Origin of the sequence: Corynebacterium sp. HMSC064E08, from assembly GCF_001811805.1 — a bacterium.
Taxonomy (GTDB): domain Bacteria; phylum Actinomycetota; class Actinomycetes; order Mycobacteriales; family Mycobacteriaceae; genus Corynebacterium; species Corynebacterium jeikeium_D.
Genome location: NZ_KV806698.1, coordinates 93023 through 112499, shown reverse-complemented (window position 1 = coordinate 112499; position 19477 = coordinate 93023). Strand labels below are relative to the sequence as shown.

Here is a 19477-nt window from a genome sequence, read left to right as displayed (position 1 = left end):
AGTTTTAAGGAGATTTCACCAACATTGAGCCAACCGGTTGAGCTTCCTCCACAACCAAGTGCATGGCAGCTTTTTACTGCCTTCCACTCCCGTGCACAGCGATGGCCAGGTGCCCTCCGCGCAGCACTCGCGCTATTCCTGCCGGGTGCCGTAGCACTTCTCACCGGACATGGCTCGGAGATGCTCCTTATCGCCGCTGGTGGTTGCGTGGTCATCTATGGCGAAGGCCACCCCTACCGCAGTCGTCTGCGCGTGATGGCCATCGCCGGGCTATGCCTGATCGCCGGAGTTATGTCCGGCAGTTTTGTCGGATCAGTGGTCCACGGTGAGATCGCTTCCGGCGGCAGCAATCTATGGCTGCTGCTCATTGCGCTTTTTACGACGATACTGGCCACCATCGGCGCTTTTATTCAAAACGCACTGCGCCTGCCACCGCCGGGTTCATTTTTTATTGTGATGGTCTCCGGCGGCACAACAATGGTCGCCCGCCTTGGCTTCAACCCGGTGGAAACCGCCATGTGGGCTACCGTTGGCGTGCTTTCCGCGATAGTCATCGGCATGGCACCGCGGTTGTGGAATCCGCATGGCCCCGAGATGGCGGCTGTCGAATCCCTTGAATCAGCCATCGACGCGATGGAAAAGTCAGACTCGACATCGTTCGCCGTTCATCACCAGGCGCAAACTGCACTCACCGACGCATGGGAATCGCTTGCCGACGCAGGCATCATCCGTGGCAGCAAAATCGTCAAGCCCTCCCACACGGAACTGGTCAACCGTGTCATTGCTGCTCATCAGCGTCTGATTGCTATCCGCACACGCTTGGGCGTGCACGGCAGCGCTGTGGACATCGTGGACACGCCTAACCTCTTCGACGAGACGCAGACAACCATTCCACTCGCGCGACCAAGCGTGAGTTACCGAATCTTCCGCTCTTTCGATCGCTATTCCCATGCGTCGATGACTGCGGCAAAGGTTGCTATTACTGGTGGCTTAGCTGGTCTCATCAGCGTGCTTGTCGGTCTCGACCGGCCTGACTGGGCGGTGGTCAGCGCATTGATGACTCTGCAGTGGGGTCCCGACCGCACCGCTGGTTCGATCCGAGGGATTCACCGCATGGTCGGCTCGATTATCGGCATTTTCCTCTATGCGCTGCTCTTTTCCTTTGGCCTGGACAGCTGGACGCTACTTATCGCGCTTGCAGCCTGCCAATTCGGCGCGGAGGTTCTCGTGGTGAAGAACTATGCGCTGACGACAATCGTCACCACTCCACTGGCGCTGCTGCTGGGCGGAAACGTCGCTGGCGAACTCGCACCGATTGTGACCGATCGTGTCTTGGAAGTCGGTATCGCCTGCGCGCTGGCTCTCGCTGTCCTGCACTTCTGGCCAACCGAGAGCATTGAAAAGCACTACCTGCGTCATATTCCGCGCTGCTATCGACAGATGGGCGCTCTTCTCGGCGCGCTGCTAACCGGTACTCCGAATCAGGCGCTCGATATTCGTCGAGATCTCCAGTACGAGCTGCTCAGTGAGCGCCAGGCCATCTCGTCTTTGGCCACCAACGACCCCGAAATCGCCGCTCCACACTGGGATGGGCATCGTCGCATTCGCACAGCTGGCTATTTGTTGCTGGACTACTGTCGCACGCATCCGGATATCCGCCCCTCTCACGAGGAGATTTCCAAGCTCGCCGAGGTAGTCCAGGCAGCTAAAGCTGAGGAGCGCTAGTCTTCCGGCAGCGGGGGCTCCTTGCGCAGGTCGCGGGCTGTTGCCCGCCGTACCTCGCGCGGTTCCTCCTCCGAGCCCCGCGAACGGAACTTAGCCGCGATGTCCTTCAGCGAAGACGACAGCGGCGGCAGCTTCTCCAGCGCGTCACGGCCCGCGTCCCACGCGTCGGTAGCAATATTTTCCGCTTTCCGACGGAACTTGCGGACCTTCTCCTCACGCTGCCGCTTAGTCTCTGCCGCGTCATTTTGCCGCTCGCGCTCGCGTTCAAAGGCGGCGACATCGCGGGCTTCGGCGTCGGAAAGCCTCTTCGAAGCGTGTGCCGCGGCGTCCCACGACTCTTCCAGCGATTCCGCGAGGTGCAACATGGCATCGATGCGCTTTTCAACTTCGCGCAACTTCTCGCGGTAGCCCCGCTGAATGTCATAGCGGCGCATGATGCGGCGGGCACGAGTGGCCTCATTGCGCCAGGTGATGATTGCGCCCTCAGAAATCGACTCATCGACGACGAAGCGCATCGTCCACGGGTCGACATCAGCGCTGGCCAGATTGTTGCGTACCCGCTCCTCGCGGTCGAGGACGTCCTGCACGAGACTGCGGGCACGCTCTTCGGCTTGATGGGCGCGGTTGGTACGGGAGTTATCTGGTCGGAAGCTCACCTGGACTATCCTACCGCTCGGCTGCTGCCAAAGCCGGTACTTGGTCGGTCTCGGAGCTCTTCTGCTGGTCATTGTCGCTCTGGTGCTCGAGGCGAACCCAGGAGACAAAGCCCCAAATAACGAAGCATCCGTAGAAGAGGTACAGCGCCGCCGACGGGTAGTAGCCACCCTTGAGCAGCAACGGCACTCCCACGGCGTCAACGGCAATCCAAATTAGCCAGAATTCGTTCCACCCGCGGGCCATACCCCAGGTCGCCAACATCGAACCGACGAAAATCCAGGCATCGGCCCATGGCCCCCACGAGCCCAGCATCTCAAAGACATTGGCACAGATCACAGTGGCGAAGATAGCCACGGTAATCATCCCAATGCGTTCCGTTGCCGTCGCCCACCGCGGCTCAATTGCGACCTCGTCACCGCTCTGATTGCGGCTCTTGACCCAGCTGAACCATCCGTAGAGACTGACGACGATAAACATGACCTGACGCCCCGCCTGGCCATAGAGATCAAGATTTTGTGGCGTGTGGAAAACTCCGCCGAGGAAGACGGTAAACAGCAAGGCATTTCCGATAATGCCGACCGGCCAAGCCCATACCTTCCGTTTCATACCTAGGAAGGCACACGCCAGGCCAAAGAGGTTACCGACAATTTCACGAATCAAGATTGGTGCTCCCGCCACACTGAGCTGTGCAGTGAGGAAACCCACCAAAAAATCCGACACGTATTCCACGAATTATTCAACTCCTTCTCTTTCATCCGGACTATGACCGTCGGTTTCGGATTCCAACCGAAATCTGCTTGTCCCCTACCTGACGACCCTTCTGGCCACAGGTAGGGCGCTCGTGGACTTGTCTGCGTCAGCCGCAGCATCACCACCGGTGAGGAATTTCACCTCGCCCTGAGAATGCGAGTTCAACGTTAGCACTGTCGCCTTGCGCGCATGTGCATTTTATTCAATGAGATTTCAATATGAGGTTCTAATACAGCCCCCGACATAATTACGCATCTACAATGCGTAGTATGAGCCAAAAGCCCCGCCAGCCACGTCCTCCCCGCCCCGCTCGCCGCTCGCACCACAAGCGCTCCGCTGGCTGGGTTCCGGACCAGCACGGCGCCTGGTTCATGGTCACCATTCCCCCGCTGACCGCTCTCGCCCTCAACCCCACATGGACAGGCCTTGCCGTCACCGCGACCTGGCTGCTCGGCTACTTCGCATTCTTCGCCGTGAGCGTCTGGCTCCGCTCTCGTCGCCAACGCCGCCACCTCGCACCCGCCGCCACATACACCGCGCTCACTGCCGTCGCCGGCTGCATCACACTGCTTGCCGACGTTTCCCTCCTCACCTGGGTCGCCCTCATTGCCCCTCTTGCCGCTATCGCTATTTGGGAGACCTACCGCCGCCGACCGCGCTCACTTCTCTCTGGTGTCTCCACCGTTCTGGCCGCTAGCCTCATGGTGCCTATCATCGCCGGACCAACCCCGAAAGCTTGGGCAATTGCGGCTATCTACGCTGGATATTTCGTCGGCACCGTGCCCTATGTAAAAACTATGATTCGCAAGCGCGGCAACCGCCAGTGGCTCATTGGCTCGGTCACGTATCACGTTCTCATTACCGCCGCGGCCATCATCGGGTGGCTCCTCCTCCACGACCGGAACCTCATCAGCTTCGGTGTGCCCATCGTCGCAATTGGGCTTCTCATCAGGTCTTTTGCCATGCCCATCTCCGGCGCTCGCCGCGCTCGGCCGTGGACTCCGAAACAGGTCGGCATTCTCGATGCCTTCTTTGGAGTCGCCGTCATTCTGGCTGCGTGGTAAAAACAACGGCGGGGACATACTTTGGGGATTTTTGGGGAGGGGATGAAGTCTATGACTTCCACCAAACACGTAGTCAATCACGCAGTTTCCGTCTCAGACTTGGCCGCTAGCCTGAACTCGCGGCAGGCACCACAGTCGGGCTGGCGCAGCTGGGTTCATAAGGCCACCTGGGGCGCAATTTCACCGCGGGAATCATCGTCGGCACGCAAGCAACGCGAGCTGATAGAGCGGGTGCGACAGCCTATCTACGGTGACTACAACATCGCTGTTATCAGCGTGAAGGGCGGCGTTGGCAAGACGTCGACAACCATGTGCCTGGGCGCCACGCTTGCAAGCCTGCGCAGTGACCGAATCGTCGCGATCGACGCGAATCCGGACTTTGGCACCCTCGGCGCACGCGTCGCCGCAGCCAATCCCGCATCTATTCGCGATCTGCTCCGAGCTCCGGATACGGACAAATACGCGCAGGTCCGCGCATATACATCACACACGCCGTCACGGCTGGAGGTTGTCGGCAGCGACCAAAATCCGACATCGACGATCGCGCTTTCCGACGGCGAATACTGCGCGGCCCTCGACATCCTTCGGCGGCATTACAACGTGAGTCTGACTGACTGCGGTACCGGCCTGACGCAGCCCATCTCCGCTTCGATTCTGTCTGCGGCCAATTGTCTGGTGCTGGTCACCACGCCTGCACTGGACGGCGTGAAAAGTGCCTGGACGACATTGGATTGGCTTTCAGCGCACGGCTTCGAACGGTTGGTTTCTACCACTGTCGTGGTGGTCAACGAGCTAAATAAACAGGGACTGTCCACAGAGACCGTGCACGAGTTATTTGCCCAGCGCTGCCGTGCAGTGCAGGTCATCCCCTATGATCCGCATATCGCGAATGGTGCCAATATCGAGCTGGACAATCTCCAGCCCGCCACCACCCAGAGCTATCTCGAATTGGCGGCCATGATTGCCGATGATTTCGCGCCGACGACTGGCCGCCACAGCTTTGTCTAACGCATAGCCAGCTAACGAAGGTGCTGTCGAATCTCTTCGACATCAACTTCCTGCACGGTAGCGGGCTTAAAGGCGGCGTCGCGGTCCTTATCCACCAACACTGCCCGCACGCCTTCGGCAAAATTGGGGTGCTGACGCATGTAAGCGCCAAGCCTCATTTCCCGGTCTAGCGCCTCCTGCAAGGTGACCTCGTGGGCCGAGTTAGCCGCATAGAGTTCCACGGCCGCTACGAGACTTTCCGGGTTGGCGGGTGCCAGCAGGTCGCGAAAAGTCTCCACTGTTGACGATGCACAGGAGCCCGCCTCAGCGGCTTCGTTGAGAGCTCGCTCAATCTCCGCCCAGGTATCAGCCCCAAAGCAAGCCTCAATGCAGTCGCTCCACTCGGCCAACTGCGGATCCCCGAGCAGATCACGAGCCTCAGCTGAGTCCACATCGAGCGCATACTCCGCGAGCGCCGAATCAATTCCATCGCGGTCCAGAGCCGCACCAAACTCGTCCAGCTGCGCGGATGGCACCGCATGTGTCGCCCATCCAGACCACAGCATGTCCGCCGCAGTTAGGCGGTAACCGGTCAGCCCGGTAAACCTCGCGATTGCCGACGAGGGCCCTCCTAACCGCGTGTTCACATGCTGCGAAAAGTGGGTAATTCCAACGTCGGGAATAAAGCCGATTGCCATTTCTGGCATGGAAGCGCTGGCACGCTCGGTCACGATTCGGTGGGAGCCGTGCATGGAAACACCAAGGCCACCGCCCATAGCGATGCCATCAATAATCGCGATATATGGCTTGGACTGCGCGAATTCCGCAATCATCGCGTTCATCTCGTACTCATCCCGGAAAAACTCCTCCCCCTGCTCCGGAACGCCATCGAGCACAGCCTGCCGAACTGCGCGCACATCACCACCGGCACAAAACGCCTTGGGGTGACCGGATGAAACAACAATGTGGTCCACCGAGTCGTCGTCACGCCATGCGCGGAGCCCCTCGACGACCTCGGTGACCATATCCAAATCGAGCGAATTAAGTGCCTTCGGCCTATTCAGCCGAAGGTGACCAGATCGCCCGTGGACTTCTCGCAGCACCTTCGGCTCATCGACCTCGGTGCGTGCAGTGCCAGAACCGTTATCAGTAGCAGTCATGTCACCCAGTGTGACACAGATAACTAACCAGGGAAAGGTCCTAACAGGAAGGTTCTGACGACCAGAACCTCACTGAGACTAAGGAGCTACTTCTTCTTGCTCTTCTTGTCCTTCTTGTCCTTCTTGTGCTTCTTGCCCTTCTTATCGGACTTGCCTGCGCCCTTCACGCGGTCAGCCTCGAGATTGGCAGCAACGTCCGGCACATAGCGGAACTCAGTGCGCGGCGGACGCTCGTAGCTTCCCTCCGACTCCGGACGCTCCGGGATTTCCGGAACATCGCGCTGAATGCGCTCGTACGGAATGGTCGTCAACAGGTGGTTGATGACATTGATACGCGAACGCTTCTTGTCCTCAGACTCAACCGTGAACCACGGTGCGGACGGGATATCGGTGTGGATGAACATCTCATCCTTTGCACGGGAGTAATCCTCCCAGCGGGTGATGGACTCCAGATCCATCGGCGAGAGCTTCCAGCGGCGCAGTGGATCCTCACGACGGGACTTGAAGCGGGCAACCTGCTCCTCGTCCGACACAGAGAACCAGTACTTACGCAGGATAATGCCGTCTTCGACCAGCAGACGCTCAAAAATCGGCGCTTGATGCAGGAAGCGACGGTACTCCTGCGAAGTGCAGAAGCCCATGACCCGCTCAACGCCGGCACGGTTGTACCAGGAGCGGTCGAAAATCACGATTTCACCAGCAGTCGGCAGCTTTTCGACGTACCGCTGGAAGTACCACTGACCCTGCTCACGGCTAGTTGGGGCCGGCAGAGCCTCAACACGGCAGGTACGGGGGTTCAGGTACTGCGTGATGCGCTTAATGGCAGACCCCTTGCCGGCAGCGTCACGCCCCTCCATCACGATGACAATTCGGGCACCGGTTTCTACCACCCACTGCTGCATTTCGACGAGCTCTGCCTGGAGCTTTTTGAGCTCGGCCTCATAAGCCTTCTTGTCGAGCTTCGGTGGGCGCTGGACGTCGTCATTATTCATAGTCCACAGTTTACCCGGCAGGGCGCGACGACCCTATTCGCCGGGTTTAACCGCGGGGCCTAATCGCTAACCTTTTTGCAACCCTAGTCACGTGAGTAAAGACGCAGCGTGACCTGTGCAACAAGCCCAGCAAAGACCATGCCAATAACGACCACGATCGGCGCCACCACACCGATATCGCCGTTGGTCAGCGGCGCCAGGAGCTGTGCCTTGTACAGGTTACTCAGCGCCGGATCGATGACCGTCGCCTTGCCCAGGAACAGCGCACCAATGGCCAGCACACCACCAATCAGCGACGCAATCACAGCCTCGAGGACGAACGGCGCCTGCGTGAACCAACGGCTGGCACCGACCATGCGCATAATCTCAACTTCCTTACGACGCGAGAACGCCGCAATCTGCACCATGTTCGCAATCAGGAACACAGCGGCAACGGCCTGCACCGCAGCCAGCAGGAAGGTCGCATTTCGCACCGAATCCAAGTTCTGAGCTGCAGTACCGATCTCTTCATGCTGGTCAGTAACGTGGTCGACCTGTGGCAGCTCCCGAATCGGATCGAGCGGGCTGACATCGGTCGGATCGCTCAAACGCACCATCACGACAGCCGGCAGCGACTCCGGCGTCGCATTTTCCACGAGCACGGGGTCACTGTCCTTGAACATCTCCACGAAGTGGTCAAAGTTTTGCTGACGATTTCGGAAGGTCACCGAATCAATGCCGCCAGCCTCTTCAAGCTTGCCGACGACGTCAGCGCACTCCGGCGAGGAGCAAGTTTGGTCTTCGGCTGAGATTTGTTCATTCAGCTCAATCTGCACTTCTACTCGATCGAGATAGAGATCCTTCGTGCGGCTGGTCTGCTCAGTAACCAGGATGCCCGTCGCAAGCAGCGCCAACGACACCGCAGTCGTAATAATCATCGCGATGGTCATCGTGATGTTTCGGCCCAAGGAGGAGAAAGCCTCACCGAGGACAAAGCGAGTCTTCATAGGTCAGTAATACCTTTCGAATGAGTTCTTCTACCGATGGACTGTCTGCTAATTGTTCAGGCCGTAAACACCCGTGGCGTCGTCACGCACGAGACGCCCCAGCTCCAGCTCCAGCACGCGGCGACGCATGGAGTCCACGGCATCGTTGTCGTGAGTCGACACAATAACGGTCGTGCCCATGCGATTGATGCGGTCAAGCAGGAGCATGATGTCACCGGAGGTGCTTGGGTCGAGGTTGCCGGTGGGCTCGTCGGCAAGCAAGATGAGCGGGCGGTTGACGAAGGCGCGAGCGATGGCGACGCGCTGCTGCTCACCACCAGACAGCTCGTGCGGGTAGCGGTTTTCCTTACCCGAGAGCCCGACCATTTCGAGCGTTTCCGGAACTGCCTTGTCGATTTTCGCCTTCGGCTTGCCAATTACCTGCAACGCGAACGCGACATTTTCGTACACCGTCTTCTTTGGCAGCAGGCGGAAGTCCTGGAAGACATACCCCACCTTTTGACGCAATTTAGGGATGTTGCGACGAGAAATCTTGGTCAGATCCTGGTCTGCAACCGTCAGTTTTCCTGAATCCACTTTCTCTTCACGCACCATAAGGCGCAGGAAGGTCGACTTACCAGAGCCCGACGGTCCAATGAGAAAGACAAACTCACCTTTATCTATGTGGACTGAAACGTCGTCGAGAGCTGGTCGGCTAGAAGTCGAGTAGGACTTGGTAACCCCGTCGAAAGTGATCATAAGTAGACACTCTAATCACTTAAGCCACTCAAGTCACTCTGGAATGCGCGAAACTAGGCGCCGGGATGGCGGGATTGCGGGGACGAGCAGCGGTTAACACTAACCCCCAGAGCGTGCGACCGCACGAAAGCTCATGCCGTAGCAATGTTCGAAACTATTTTCCCCAAAAATCTTTAAATGCCCCTTTACTTCGCTTACCTGTTCGATTAAAATGAGCCATGAAAGATTAAAAGCGAGGATTGAAAACACCAAATAACGTAGCCGAGCTGCTTCAAGCTTGGAAAATTGACACTCAGAGTTAGTCGAAAATACTTTCCCTACCTCTTCCTTATTTCAACATTTCAACGTCCAGGCCTTATCTTTCAGGGGGATTCACCAATGGCCAGCGGGGAACATATACCACGCAAACGCACTTACACTGCGGCGATGGAAGCAACAGCGCCACGCTTTCACCATGAGATTTCTCAAACAGCACCAGCACGTCTTGGAATTGACCGCAATCGAGCTGACTTGAAGCTTGCCCTTGCTTGTGTTCCCTGTTCTTCAACAAAAGATGTCGAAGATTACATCGCCAAAATCGCTCCAGCTCTTGGCATGTCACGTGGGAGAACACTCCAGTACATCGATGTCGGAATGCAACTAGAGCGACTCCCGCGGTTAAAAGAGCTTCTGCTCAAACGCGCACAGCTACCGCTTCCCCACATGCGGGTCATTGCCACGGCCATCCTCCCATTGGATGACCCCTCGGCTGTGAGATATTTCGAAGACCATCTCCTTGAGCTGATCACGCCGAGAGTCAATGGTGAAGTTCTTCGCGGAGTTCGGAGCCTTCAACAGAATATTCAGCGACTTATTGATGAAGTCAGCCCGCTATTGCGCCCGAAGAATGAGTACGACCCGCCGATCACTTCGTTTCAAAAAGGCATCGAACAAAAAGCTGGCGAATCTATAAAGTTCGAGTTAAAGGACACCCTCACTGAAGTCACCATGGAACTGATGCCTGAGCGGGCAATTGAGTTTCAGAAGGTCTTGGAAGAAATCACCGCTGATCAGGACTGCGACTTTGTCGAGGCTTTTTCACACCTTCTGCACGGGACTGCTCAGGTCACCGCCACACTGAATCTGTACTGCCCGCTTACCCAAGACAAGCCCCAAGAAGCCTGGATCGGTGGCCTGGGGTGGATCAACAAAATCGCCACTGAATCCTGGCTCGATCGGGTCACTAGCATCCGGCTACTAGCAGACGAGAAAACGGAAAAGTACTCGCCAACAGAGCGACAGCGTACTTACATCCAAGGTAGAGACGGCACCTGTCGCTTTCCCGGATGCGATGTCGATGCGACGAAGTGCGACATCGACCACATTCAGCCGTATAACCACGAGAATCCCGACGAAGGTGGCCAAACCGAGACGCCCAACCTCCATTGCCTATGCCGTCGCCACCACAATCTAAAAACGGCCGGTCTTTGGAATGTCGTGCGCGATATCGACGGCGTGGAGTACTGGACCTCCGCCACTGATCAGAGCGCTGAAAAAGCTGCCCTAATCAGCACAGAATCAGGGCCGCTCTCCGGCCACGGTCGCTACTCCTTCGATCTGCGCAAGACAAAGAAAGCACAGACGCTCAAGGAGTACAACGAGCAGAGGTTGGAAAACCTCCGCGAATCACAGGAGCTGACAAATCAGGCTCGCGAAGAACTGGGAATGAACAAAAACGAGAGAAAATCAGAAGCCGACGAGCCCACCACCCCGGAAGCACCGGAAACTCCCGAGACACCGGAAGCACCCGAAGACGAACCGCCGTTCTAGCGCTGCTCCCCTTCGGACTGCTGAGCCATGCGCCAGCGAATACCGGCCTCAATGAAACCGTCGAGGTCACCGTCGAGGACCGACTGCGGGTTGTTGACTTCGTATTCGGTACGCAGATCCTTCACCATCTGGTACGGGTGCAGCACATAGGAGCGCATCTGGTTACCCCACGAGGCATTGCCGCCTGCGCCGAGAGCGTCCAGCTCCGCGCGCTCTTCCTGGCGCTTCTTCTCCAGCAACTTCGCCTGCAGAACACGCATCGCAGATGCCTTGTTCTGGTGCTGCGACTTCTCGTTCTGACAGGTCACCACGATGCCGGTTGGGACGTGCGTAAGTCGGACCGCGGAGTCCGTGGTGTTCACCGACTGCCCACCTGGGCCGGAGGAGCGGTAGACGTCGATACGCAAATCTGACTCGGGGATGTCGATGTGATCGGTTTCCTCCACAACTGGCAGCACCTCGACCTCAGCGAAGGAAGTCTGGCGGCGCCCTTGGTTATCAAAAGGACTAATACGAACCAGACGGTGCGCACCCTGCTCGACCGAGAGGGTGCCGTACATGTACTCGCCATGGACGACGAAAGTAGCGGACTTGATGCCGGCCTCTTCAGCGTAGGACGTGTCGTAAACCTCGACCTTATGCCCATGCTTGTCGGCCCAGCGCAGGTACATGCGCATGAGCATCTCGGCCCAGTCAGCGGCATCCACGCCACCGGCACCGGAGCGGATGTTGATGACCGCCTCGCGCTCGTCGTAAGGCCCCGAAAGCATCGTAGTGACCTCGAGGGATTCGATGTCGGCACGCAGCTCAGCGCGTTCGGCATCGGCCATCTCGACGGCGTCGGGGTCGCCCTCCTCTTCCGCGAGTTCGTACATCACAGAGAGATCGTCGAGGCGCCCGCGCAGCGAGTCGATCTTTTTCTTCTTCGCCTGCGCCTGCGATAGTGCGCTGGTGACCTGCTGCGCGTGGTCGGGGTCATCCCACAGCGACGGGTCGGCGGCCTGGGCTTCCAACTCCCTGATCCGGTCGGAAAGCTCGTCGACATCGACCACCTTCTCAATGGTGGTCAGCGTCGCGTCGAGTTCTTTGAGGTCAGCATTCAGATCCGGGTTCACGGATACTACCTTAGCTATACCGCCTGTTTCGGTGCACAATAGGACGTATGTCTGAATCCACCGCCAGCCAAGATTCCAGCCAAGACCTAGAACTCTTTCTCTCCCAAGTATCCGAGTCGATTGTGGCATCGGATACCAGCGTTGCGGTTGCCATCGTGAAGCGTGCCGCTACCATTGCCGCTCGTATGCGCGACGAAGGCCTGGTCACGGAGTACAAGACATCGATTTCCGACGTCGTCACCGCGGCCGACCGCGCAGCGGAGAAATTCGTCGTCGAGGCTTTGGCCGCGCTCCGCCCGGAGGACGGCATTCTTGGCGAGGAAGGGTCCGCGAAGGAGTCCCAGTCTGGTCGCACGTGGGTGATCGATCCTGTCGATGGCACCTACAACTTCACCACTGGTTCGGACTACTGGTGCAGCGCATTGGCGCTGGTTATGGGCGATGCGAACAATCCGGATGAGGTCGTCCTCGGCGCGGTGCACCGCCCGGCAACGGGCGAGAGCTGGATTGGTGGCCCCAATCTCCCGACCACTCGTATCAACCTCGATGGCACTGTTGATGACCTCCGGGTCACTGACCGCCCCCTCTCGGAAGTCTGCGCAGCGACCTACCTCCACACCACGGTGGTGAGCTCGAGCGAGGAATCCGAGGCCACGGCTACAAAGTCCTGGCTGGATGCGGTGTCCCGCAGCGCTACCTGGCGCATGCTGGGCTCAGCGTCGGTGGATATGGCAGGCGTTGCCGACGGCCGCATCGGCGTGTGGTTCCAGCGCGACGTCGCAGCCTGGGACTGGCTGCCTGGGTATGCGCTTATCTCGGGCGCAGGCGGCGAATGCACGTCGGTGGGGCGCTGGAAGCTCGCGGGCTCGAGTGGCCAGGTCGCAGAGTTACGTGAGGTTCTGCGCTAGAATTTCGGCCATGACCACCTCTTACTCCGAAGATCTCGCCCTCGCACTCTCGCTTGCCGACGCAGCCGACGAGCTCACGATGTCCCGCTTCGAGGCGGCCAATCTAATCGTCGAGTCCAAGCCCGACCTGACACCGGTCTCCGATGCCGATATCGCGTGCGAAAAACTGCTCCGCGAGATTCTGTCGGACAAGCGCCCGAGCGATGAAGTTCTCGGCGAAGAATTCGGTGGCGAAGCTGTGTTTGAGGGGCGCCAGTGGGTCATCGACCCCATCGACGGCACTAAGAACTTCGTGCGCAATGTCCCGGTCTGGGCCACCTTGATTGCCCTGCTGGAGGACGGCAAGCCGGTTGTCGGCGTAGTCTCTGCCCCAGCACTGGGCCGTCGCTGGTGGGCATCCGAGGGCGACGGCGCATTCAAGCGCACCCACGTCGATGGCCGGGAAGCCACCGAGCGCCGCATTGAGGTCTCGAAGGTGGCAGACATCGCGGACTGCTCAATTTCCAACTCTTCGCTCACCGGCTGGGCTGAGCGCGACCTACGCGATAACTTCATCGGGCTTACCGATGACGCCTGGCGACTGCGTGGCTATGGCGACTTCTTCTCCTACTGCCTGGTAGCCGAGGGTGCGGTCGATGTCGCCGCGGAGCCGGAGGTTTCCCTGTGGGACCTGGCAGCGCTTGCGATCCTGGTGGAGGAAGCTGGCGGCCGCTTCACTTCCCTCGCGGGTGTCAACGGGCCGCACGGCGGGGACGCAGTTGCGACGAATGGGTTGCTTCACGACGCCGTCGCCAAGCGCCTGGGCGGGTAAACAGGGTTTTCCAACCTATCGCAATTTGCGACGAGCGGCTCACTATCTCCCGTCCGCGTGACCGATATCCAGGATACGTCGCAGCTCAGCAAATACCTCAGGGCGTACCTCATGGGTTACCACCCGTCCACTCTTAGACCTAGTTAGCAGCCCGGCATCCGCCATGGTCTTTAAATGATGCGACACCGTCGGCTGACTAAGCCCAGAAACAGCGGCCAGCTCACCCACGGTCATCGGACTACAGCCAGCGGCAGCGAGCTGAGACAAAATTTGCAGGCGCGCCGGTTGCGCCAGCGCTTTGAAGAGCGTTGCCGCAGCTTGCGCTTCCGCCGTGTCGAGAGGCCGACCGCCAAGTGCACAGCATTCTGAGATTTCGTCCATACCTGTTGAGGCTACACGCCCCCCCCCTAAATATATTGACAATCATCGATATATTGATTACACCGGAAACTATGACACAGACTACAAAGTCACTCAGCTTCCTAGATCGCTTCTTGCCGCTATGGATTGCAGCTGCAATGGCAATTGGCCTCATTCTGGGCAAAATTGCACCATCATTTGTGAACTGGCTGGCAGAGGCAAAAATTGCGACAATTTCCGTACCAATCGCCATCGGCTTGCTGGTCATGATGTACCCACCGCTCGCAAAGGTTCGATACGACAAAACGGGCGAAATTTTGACATCAAGGAAGCTGATGGGCATCACAGTCTTCCTCAATTGGATTCTCGGCCCCGCACTGATGTTCATCCTTGCCTGGATATTCCTCAGCGATAGTCCAGAACTGCGCACTGGCGTGATTATCGTCGGTCTCGCCCGCTGCATTGCAATGGTTTTGGTCTGGAACGACCTATCTTGCGGCGATACTGAAGTCGCTGCCGTACTGGTGGCCGTAAACTCGCTATTTCAAATTCTCATGTTCGGCGCTCTGGGGTGGTTCTACCTGCAGATTCTGCCCTCCTGGTTGGGACTGGAAACCACTTCCGCCACCTTTTCTTTTTGGGCAATCGCACTATCCGTAGTGGTATTCCTCGGTATTCCGCTTCTAGCTGGCGCAGCATCACGCATAATTGGTGAACGCACCCGTGGTCGCGACTGGTATGAAAATGAGTACTTGCCCAAAATCTCACCATTGGCACTTGCCGGCCTTCTATACACAATCGTGTTGCTCTTTGCGCTTCAGTCACAGCAGATTCTTGAGAATCCCTGGACCGTTGCGAAAGTGGCACTACCACTAGTGATCTACTTCCTCGCCATGTTCGCGATCGCTCTCACTTCGGCCAAGGCCGCGGGCATGAACTACGCAACCTCCGCATCGATTGCCTTTACGGCCGCCGGAAATAACTTCGAGTTGGCAATTGCGGTTGCGATTGGCACCTTCGGCCCATTGTCCCAGCAAGCACTTGCGGGAACGATTGGACCACTTATTGAAGTACCCGTACTCGTTGCACTTGTCTACGTCACCCGCTGGCTCGGGCCGCGCCTTTTCCCTAATGACCTTTCCGTACCGGACAAACTATAGAAAAAGGATTCTGAAATGAAGGAAATCCCGAAGGTACTTTTCATCTGCGTGGCAAATGCCGGTAAATCCCAGATGGCCGAGGCCATTGCGCGTGCAAAATATGCCACGCAGTTCATCGCCCTTTCAGCAGGAACGAACCCCAAAACTACTACCAATGCGCTTGCAGCCAAATCAGTTGCAGAAATCGGCGCCTCTATGGACAGTGCATCACCAAAGCCCATTGCCCCCACGATTCTCCGGACTGCAGATCGTGTTGTCATCATCGGCGATGCCGCTCATGTAGAGCTCCCCTCGGACGCTCAAGGCTCACTCGAGCGTTGGCTTACTGACGAGCCCTCAAAACGAGGCATCGACGGAAAAGAACGCATGGACCTGATTCGCGATGACCTCGAGCGCCGTATCGACGAGTTAGCTGTCGAACTCCGTTCCACTAAGAATCCCTAAGCGGCAGAATCCAACAAAAGCCGCCTTATCGCCAGCGTAAGCCACACGACTGCGCCGACGCCTGCGATGAGACCGAGGAGCAGGAACATCAGGCCGACTGCCCAGAGCCCGGTGGTGTCGTCGGTGCCGGCAATGATGCTCCAGCACAGGGCGTAGCCGGCGACGGCAGCCCACCAGGTGGGCAGCAGGTTCAGAGTTGGGGCGGGCACGCGCATCATGGCAGAGGCAGTGAGGATGACCATCGCAAAGCCGCTGCAGAAAACCTGCCACGGCGAGTAGTCGTATTCGCCCTCAAGTGTCCACGCGAGCGTACAAAAGCAGATTAGGAATGCTGCGACAAAGACGAAAATCGTGTGCCCAAATGCGATACGCTCGCCGTATTTTTTGGCCAACCATGCGGCACCCACCCATGCGAGAGCGGTGGGGATGGCAATGATTAATAGGTACGCGAGGAAGACGCCTGGCACCTCTGCCCAGGTGAAACTCGTCAGCATCGATGTCATGCCACCAGGTTACGCCTGCCTCTTAGCTTTTTGAGCGCGCTAGTTTCCCAGTAAAAACACAGACGAAACACCATGATTTACACATAGTCACTTAATGTATTGTCAGGTTCGGTTGCTACAACTAGAAAGTCGTTTTCAATACGCCGTTTGTAGAGAGTGCTTTTTACCAAAGAGCACCTCCCTATAAGTTGTAGTAAAGGAGAAATCCGGGGTGAATAAACCTACCCGAATTGTGGGGCTCGATATAGCGCGCTCACTCGCCATCATCGGCATGATCATTGTCCATATGGCCTCACTACTTTGGAGCACAAAGGTTGTGCTCTCTGGCCTACCCTCATCACTGTTCGCCATTATCGCCGGCGCCACAATGATGATTATCGGCCGCAATTACAGCAGCACTACCTTCTTGCGCCTGATCACTCGCGGTGCCCTGATCATTCTCATCGGCCTGGCGCTATTGCCGGTGGGTGGAGAAATTCAGGTGGTCCTCGTCATCATGGGCCTGGTCATGATGCTGGTTTCCTGGATGCCAGCGCTCGGAACCTGGTGGCGAGTCGGCTTCTTCATCGCCGCAACCATCGCCGCCACAATCAAGTACGCGCCTATGACGCTGCCGCAGATCTATCCACTACTCGCGTGGATCGCATATTTCATCGGCGGCATGCTGCTTTACGACGTCTACCTACGCAGTCGCCTGCAAGACACTTCCACCTCCGAGACCAGCGCTAATGCTCGGTTGAGCTGGATTGTCACCGCTGTCAGTGCTGTCATCACGGCCGTCGGCATGTACTTCCGATTTGATCCCGAGATTGCTGGCTGGCTCCGTTTTACCGGACACACTGGCGTCTTCGGAGAAATCATTCTCTCCGTCGCAGTTGCCGCCATTGTGCTGCACTTGTGCCTTTTCGTAGGCGATCGCTTCCCAGCTGTGGTTTACCCATTCGCGGCTATGGGAACAATGTCGCTGACGATCTACATCCTGCACGTTCTCACCGCGTTTTATTGGCAGCAGAATGTTGCATTGCATTCCACGTTGTCTGCAGCAGGTTTCATCGTATTCTTCCTCGTCATCGCTAGCCTCTGGAAGAAATTTGTCGGACAGGGCCCTGCCGAAAAACTCGTTGCCACCGCAATCAAGGGCATTGTTCCTTCTGGGAAAGGGAAATAACCGTGAAGAAAACATCTTTTTCCATCGCAGCAATTGTTAGCAGCACCCTGCTTCTATCTGCGACTCCAGCTCTTGCATTGGAAAACGGCGAACCCGCACCCGCCAATGCTGAAAGCAGTTCTGTGGCCGCGCTAAAGATTGGCAAAATCGGTAATTTCGGTGACTGCACCGGCACGCTGGTTGCCGACCAGTGGGTGCTCACCGCACGCCACTGCCTGGAGTCTGTGAACAACGAAGGGACCCAGGCCCGCATCGGTGGAAAGGTCTACGATGCCGATTCTTGGGCGCTTTCTCCAATGTCTGATGCGGGATTGCTTCACCTGACCGAAAAGGTCACCGACGCAACCCCGGCGAAGGTCTCCCGCGATATCCCCACACCTGGACAGACGGGAACTCTCTACGGCTGGAGCAGCAGCTCGTCCATGGCACGATCCGGGCAGCTTCCGATGACCAAGATGGTCGTCAATGAGCTGCTGGGCGGCGGGCCGACTGAAGGAACTCCAGGTGAGGCTGCGCCTGGTGGTGCTGTTCCGGGTGACGCTACTCCAGGCGAAGCTGTTCCGGGTGAGGCTATTCCGGGCGGCGCTGTTCCGGGTGACGCTATGGAATCAATGGAGATGCAGCCAGGAGCTGCCATGCCAGATGACTCCAAAACCGAGTCGATCCCGGCAGGGACAGAAAGTATCCCAGCCGACGCTGCCATGATGCCAATGATTCAAAGCGCCATCCTGGACGCACATTCCGTTTCTGGCGCGGGTATGCAGGGAGGCGACTCCGGCGGCCCATTCTTCGTCGACGGAAAGCTCGCTGGTCTCGCTACCGCCGGAACCTCCAATGGCGACCCTGACCTGCCCTCCCCCAGCGCGGCTATAACTACCCTCGCTGGCACTGCTGACTGGATCGATGACATCACCTCCGGCCGTGACACAGAAAGTGTGCTGACTGCGGAGAACACTCCTGCTCCGCCAAAGACCATTCAGACCAGCGGTGATCACGTGTGGGCCTACCTCGCCATCGCATGCGCTGGCGTGGTTATCGCGGCGGCTTGGTCGCGCATTAGGAATGGGCGACAGTAAAACCGTCTGACCTCAACCAAAACCACCTCCCAGAATGAACTGGGTAGGTGGTTTTTTGATGCGGCGGTTCATCCCCTGGTTCCAAAAGCTTCTCATCCCCGCACCGATTACTGCGGGCTTGCTCGGCTTGCTGCTAGGCCCCAACGCTTTGGGAATAATCCAGTTCAGCGAGCATTTCGGCGACTACGCGACCATTCTCATCGCGGCAGTCTTCGGTGCCCTGCCATTCACAATGGATTTCGATGCCAAGGTGCGCCAGCGCGCGCGAACGATGTGGTCCTATTCCGTAGGCATGTACCTGGCGCAGTGGGGATTCTTCGCGCTACTCGGCGTGATAATTTTTGCCCCACTGTTCAACACGCCGGACTGGTGTGGCTATTCGGTGGAGTAGCGCTTATCGGTGGGCTAGTCCTGTTGATTCTGCCGATGATCATGCTGAAGAAATCGAAAGCCAGGGCTTCGTAGAGTTCTTTATAGAGGGCGGGGACAGGAAAAGTTTTCTCCCGCCCTCTACTGTTGCGACCCCACAGTGGACTGACCAGGCCCGTCTGCCAGCTATTTTCTAGCGCTGCGCTCACTTATCGATGCATGATTCACCTATCGATGCGCTCCAGCATGGCCATAAGTGAATAACTCATCGATATGTGAAACTGAAAGCCAGCAGCGCGTACATGAGCTGAGGCGAATCGACCGGAACAAACCAGCACCCCCTCAAGCTAAGTACCTTCAGGCCGACTAATCGAGCAGCGCCTCACACCGCATTTCTGATGGCCGCCCCTTTAATGCCCGGTTGTGCAGTGCGCGAGTTCGTCAGACCCAACGGCTACCCAACGACTTACCCCCCCCAAAAAAACGGTGAAAAACGGTGATTTGGCCCCAGAATAAAGAAGACCCCTACCGGCGTTGCACCGGTAGGGGTCTCTTCTTAGTGGCGGGGGCAGGATTCGAACCTACGACCTCTGGGTTATGAGCCCAGCGAGCTACCGAGCTGCTCCACCCCGCGTCAACTGTCCCGGCTTTTACAAGCACTCACAGCGGGCGCTGGTCTCTCTGACCAACGAGAA

Annotated in this window: 19 protein-coding genes, 1 tRNA gene, 1 pseudogene and 1 riboswitch; of the genes and pseudogenes, 11 read left to right on the top strand and 10 right to left on the bottom strand. The window is 57.7% G+C overall.

What is annotated here, in order from left to right; genetic code table 11:
• Window positions 1-24 precede the first annotated feature (24 nt).
• Complete coding sequence (locus HMPREF2820_RS03730) at window positions 25-1725, top strand: FUSC family protein (protein ID WP_048733922.1); 1701 nt, start codon at window positions 25-27, stop codon at window positions 1723-1725.
• Here HMPREF2820_RS03730 and HMPREF2820_RS03725 read toward each other — a convergent pair.
• A complete protein-coding gene (locus HMPREF2820_RS03725) occupies window positions 1722-2381 on the bottom strand; it encodes a hypothetical protein (protein ID WP_016423226.1) in 660 nt (219 codons plus the stop codon). The genes HMPREF2820_RS03730 and HMPREF2820_RS03725 overlap by 4 nt on opposite strands.
• A 10-nt stretch (window positions 2382-2391) precedes the next feature.
• Window positions 2392-3111, bottom strand: a complete 720-nt coding sequence (gene pnuC, locus HMPREF2820_RS03720) for a nicotinamide riboside transporter PnuC (RefSeq protein WP_070602835.1) — start codon at window positions 3109-3111, stop codon at window positions 2392-2394.
• A gap of 10 nt (window positions 3112-3121) precedes the next feature.
• A riboswitch (FMN riboswitch) is annotated at window positions 3122-3291 on the bottom strand.
• Window positions 3292-3401: 110 nt separating this feature from the next.
• On the opposite strand from pnuC, the gene HMPREF2820_RS03715 reads away from it, so the two are divergent.
• Window positions 3402-4196, top strand: coding sequence for a YwiC-like family protein (locus HMPREF2820_RS03715; RefSeq protein ID WP_070602833.1), 795 nt, complete (start codon window positions 3402-3404; stop codon window positions 4194-4196).
• Window positions 4197-4247: 51 nt separating this feature from the next.
• Window positions 4248-5204: a MinD/ParA family ATP-binding protein gene (locus HMPREF2820_RS03710; RefSeq protein ID WP_246822201.1), complete on the top strand. Its 957-nt coding sequence runs from the start codon at window positions 4248-4250 to the stop codon at window positions 5202-5204.
• A gap of 11 nt (window positions 5205-5215) precedes the next feature.
• Here HMPREF2820_RS03710 and HMPREF2820_RS03705 read toward each other — a convergent pair whose 3' ends face one another.
• The 4 genes from HMPREF2820_RS03705 to ftsE form a co-directional block, all read right to left on the bottom strand.
• Entirely contained in the window at window positions 5216-6343 is a 1128-nt protein-coding gene (locus HMPREF2820_RS03705) for a 3-hydroxyisobutyryl-CoA hydrolase (protein ID WP_070602829.1), read from the bottom strand.
• Window positions 6344-6429: 86 nt separating this feature from the next.
• Window positions 6430-7335, bottom strand: a complete 906-nt coding sequence (ppk2, locus tag HMPREF2820_RS03700; RefSeq protein WP_016423231.1) for a polyphosphate kinase 2 — start codon at window positions 7333-7335, stop codon at window positions 6430-6432.
• A gap of 83 nt (window positions 7336-7418) precedes the next feature.
• Window positions 7419-8321 carry a permease-like cell division protein FtsX gene (gene ftsX / locus HMPREF2820_RS03695; RefSeq protein ID WP_070602827.1) on the bottom strand — a complete coding sequence of 301 codons (903 nt, stop codon included), beginning with the start codon at window positions 8319-8321 and terminating at the stop codon, window positions 7419-7421.
• Between the two features lie 48 nt (window positions 8322-8369).
• Entirely contained in the window at window positions 8370-9059 is a 690-nt protein-coding gene (gene ftsE / locus HMPREF2820_RS03690) for a cell division ATP-binding protein FtsE (RefSeq protein ID WP_016423233.1), read from the bottom strand.
• Window positions 9060-9485: 426 nt separating this feature from the next.
• Between ftsE and HMPREF2820_RS03685 the strand changes: the two genes are divergently transcribed.
• Window positions 9486-10868 carry an HNH endonuclease signature motif containing protein gene (locus tag HMPREF2820_RS03685; protein ID WP_246822199.1) on the top strand — a complete coding sequence of 461 codons (1383 nt, stop codon included), beginning with the start codon at window positions 9486-9488 and terminating at the stop codon, window positions 10866-10868.
• Here HMPREF2820_RS03685 and prfB read toward each other — a convergent pair.
• Window positions 10865-11983: a peptide chain release factor 2 gene (gene prfB, locus HMPREF2820_RS03680; RefSeq protein ID WP_049189559.1), complete on the bottom strand. Its 1119-nt coding sequence runs from the start codon at window positions 11981-11983 to the stop codon at window positions 10865-10867. The two genes, HMPREF2820_RS03685 and prfB, sit on opposite strands and share 4 nt — an antisense overlap.
• Window positions 11984-12030: 47 nt before the next feature.
• Here prfB and HMPREF2820_RS03675 point away from each other — a divergent pair, with 47 nt between their 5' ends.
• Both HMPREF2820_RS03675 and hisN read left to right on the top strand, forming a co-directional pair.
• Window positions 12031-12891, top strand: coding sequence for an inositol monophosphatase family protein (locus HMPREF2820_RS03675; RefSeq protein ID WP_070602824.1), 861 nt, complete (start codon window positions 12031-12033; stop codon window positions 12889-12891).
• Window positions 12892-12901: 10 nt separating this feature from the next.
• A complete protein-coding gene (gene hisN / locus HMPREF2820_RS03670) occupies window positions 12902-13702 on the top strand; it encodes a histidinol-phosphatase (protein WP_070602822.1) in 801 nt (266 codons plus the stop codon).
• Between the two features lie 42 nt (window positions 13703-13744).
• Here the strand turns inward: hisN and HMPREF2820_RS03665 are convergent, their stop codons facing one another.
• Window positions 13745-14083 (bottom strand): ArsR/SmtB family transcription factor, encoded by a 339-nt coding sequence (locus HMPREF2820_RS03665; protein WP_070437520.1) that lies wholly within the window; start codon window positions 14081-14083, stop codon window positions 13745-13747.
• A 71-nt stretch (window positions 14084-14154) separates the two neighbouring features.
• On the opposite strand from HMPREF2820_RS03665, the gene arsB reads away from it, so the two are divergent.
• On the top strand, window positions 14155-15222 hold the full coding sequence (arsB, locus tag HMPREF2820_RS03660) for an ACR3 family arsenite efflux transporter (protein ID WP_070602820.1): 1068 nt from the start codon (window positions 14155-14157) through the stop codon (window positions 15220-15222).
• Window positions 15223-15237: 15 nt separating this feature from the next.
• The gene (locus HMPREF2820_RS03655) at window positions 15238-15666 is read left to right on the top strand and encodes an arsenate-mycothiol transferase ArsC (protein WP_048733886.1); all 429 of its coding nucleotides are present in this window, start codon (window positions 15238-15240) and stop codon (window positions 15664-15666) included.
• On the opposite strand, the gene HMPREF2820_RS03650 is transcribed toward HMPREF2820_RS03655, so the two are convergent.
• On the bottom strand, window positions 15663-16169 hold the full coding sequence (locus HMPREF2820_RS03650; RefSeq protein ID WP_048733884.1) for a hypothetical protein: 507 nt from the start codon (window positions 16167-16169) through the stop codon (window positions 15663-15665). The two genes, HMPREF2820_RS03655 and HMPREF2820_RS03650, sit on opposite strands and share 4 nt — an antisense overlap.
• A gap of 211 nt (window positions 16170-16380) precedes the next feature.
• On the opposite strand from HMPREF2820_RS03650, the gene HMPREF2820_RS03645 reads away from it, so the two are divergent.
• The 3 genes and pseudogenes from HMPREF2820_RS03645 to HMPREF2820_RS03635 all read left to right on the top strand — a co-directional run.
• Window positions 16381-17337 carry a DUF418 domain-containing protein gene (locus HMPREF2820_RS03645; protein ID WP_016423242.1) on the top strand — a complete coding sequence of 319 codons (957 nt, stop codon included), beginning with the start codon at window positions 16381-16383 and terminating at the stop codon, window positions 17335-17337.
• A gap of 2 nt (window positions 17338-17339) precedes the next feature.
• Entirely contained in the window at window positions 17340-18413 is a 1074-nt protein-coding gene (locus tag HMPREF2820_RS03640) for a trypsin-like serine protease (RefSeq protein WP_070602818.1), read from the top strand.
• 34 nt (window positions 18414-18447) lie between these two features.
• Window positions 18448-18789, top strand: a pseudogene (locus HMPREF2820_RS03635) (sodium:glutamate symporter); the annotation flags it as partial.
• Window positions 18790-19342: 553 nt separating this feature from the next.
• On the opposite strand, the gene HMPREF2820_RS03630 reads toward HMPREF2820_RS03635, so the two are convergent.
• Window positions 19343-19416, bottom strand: a tRNA-Met gene (locus HMPREF2820_RS03630).
• Between the last annotated feature and the right edge of the window lie 61 nt (window positions 19417-19477).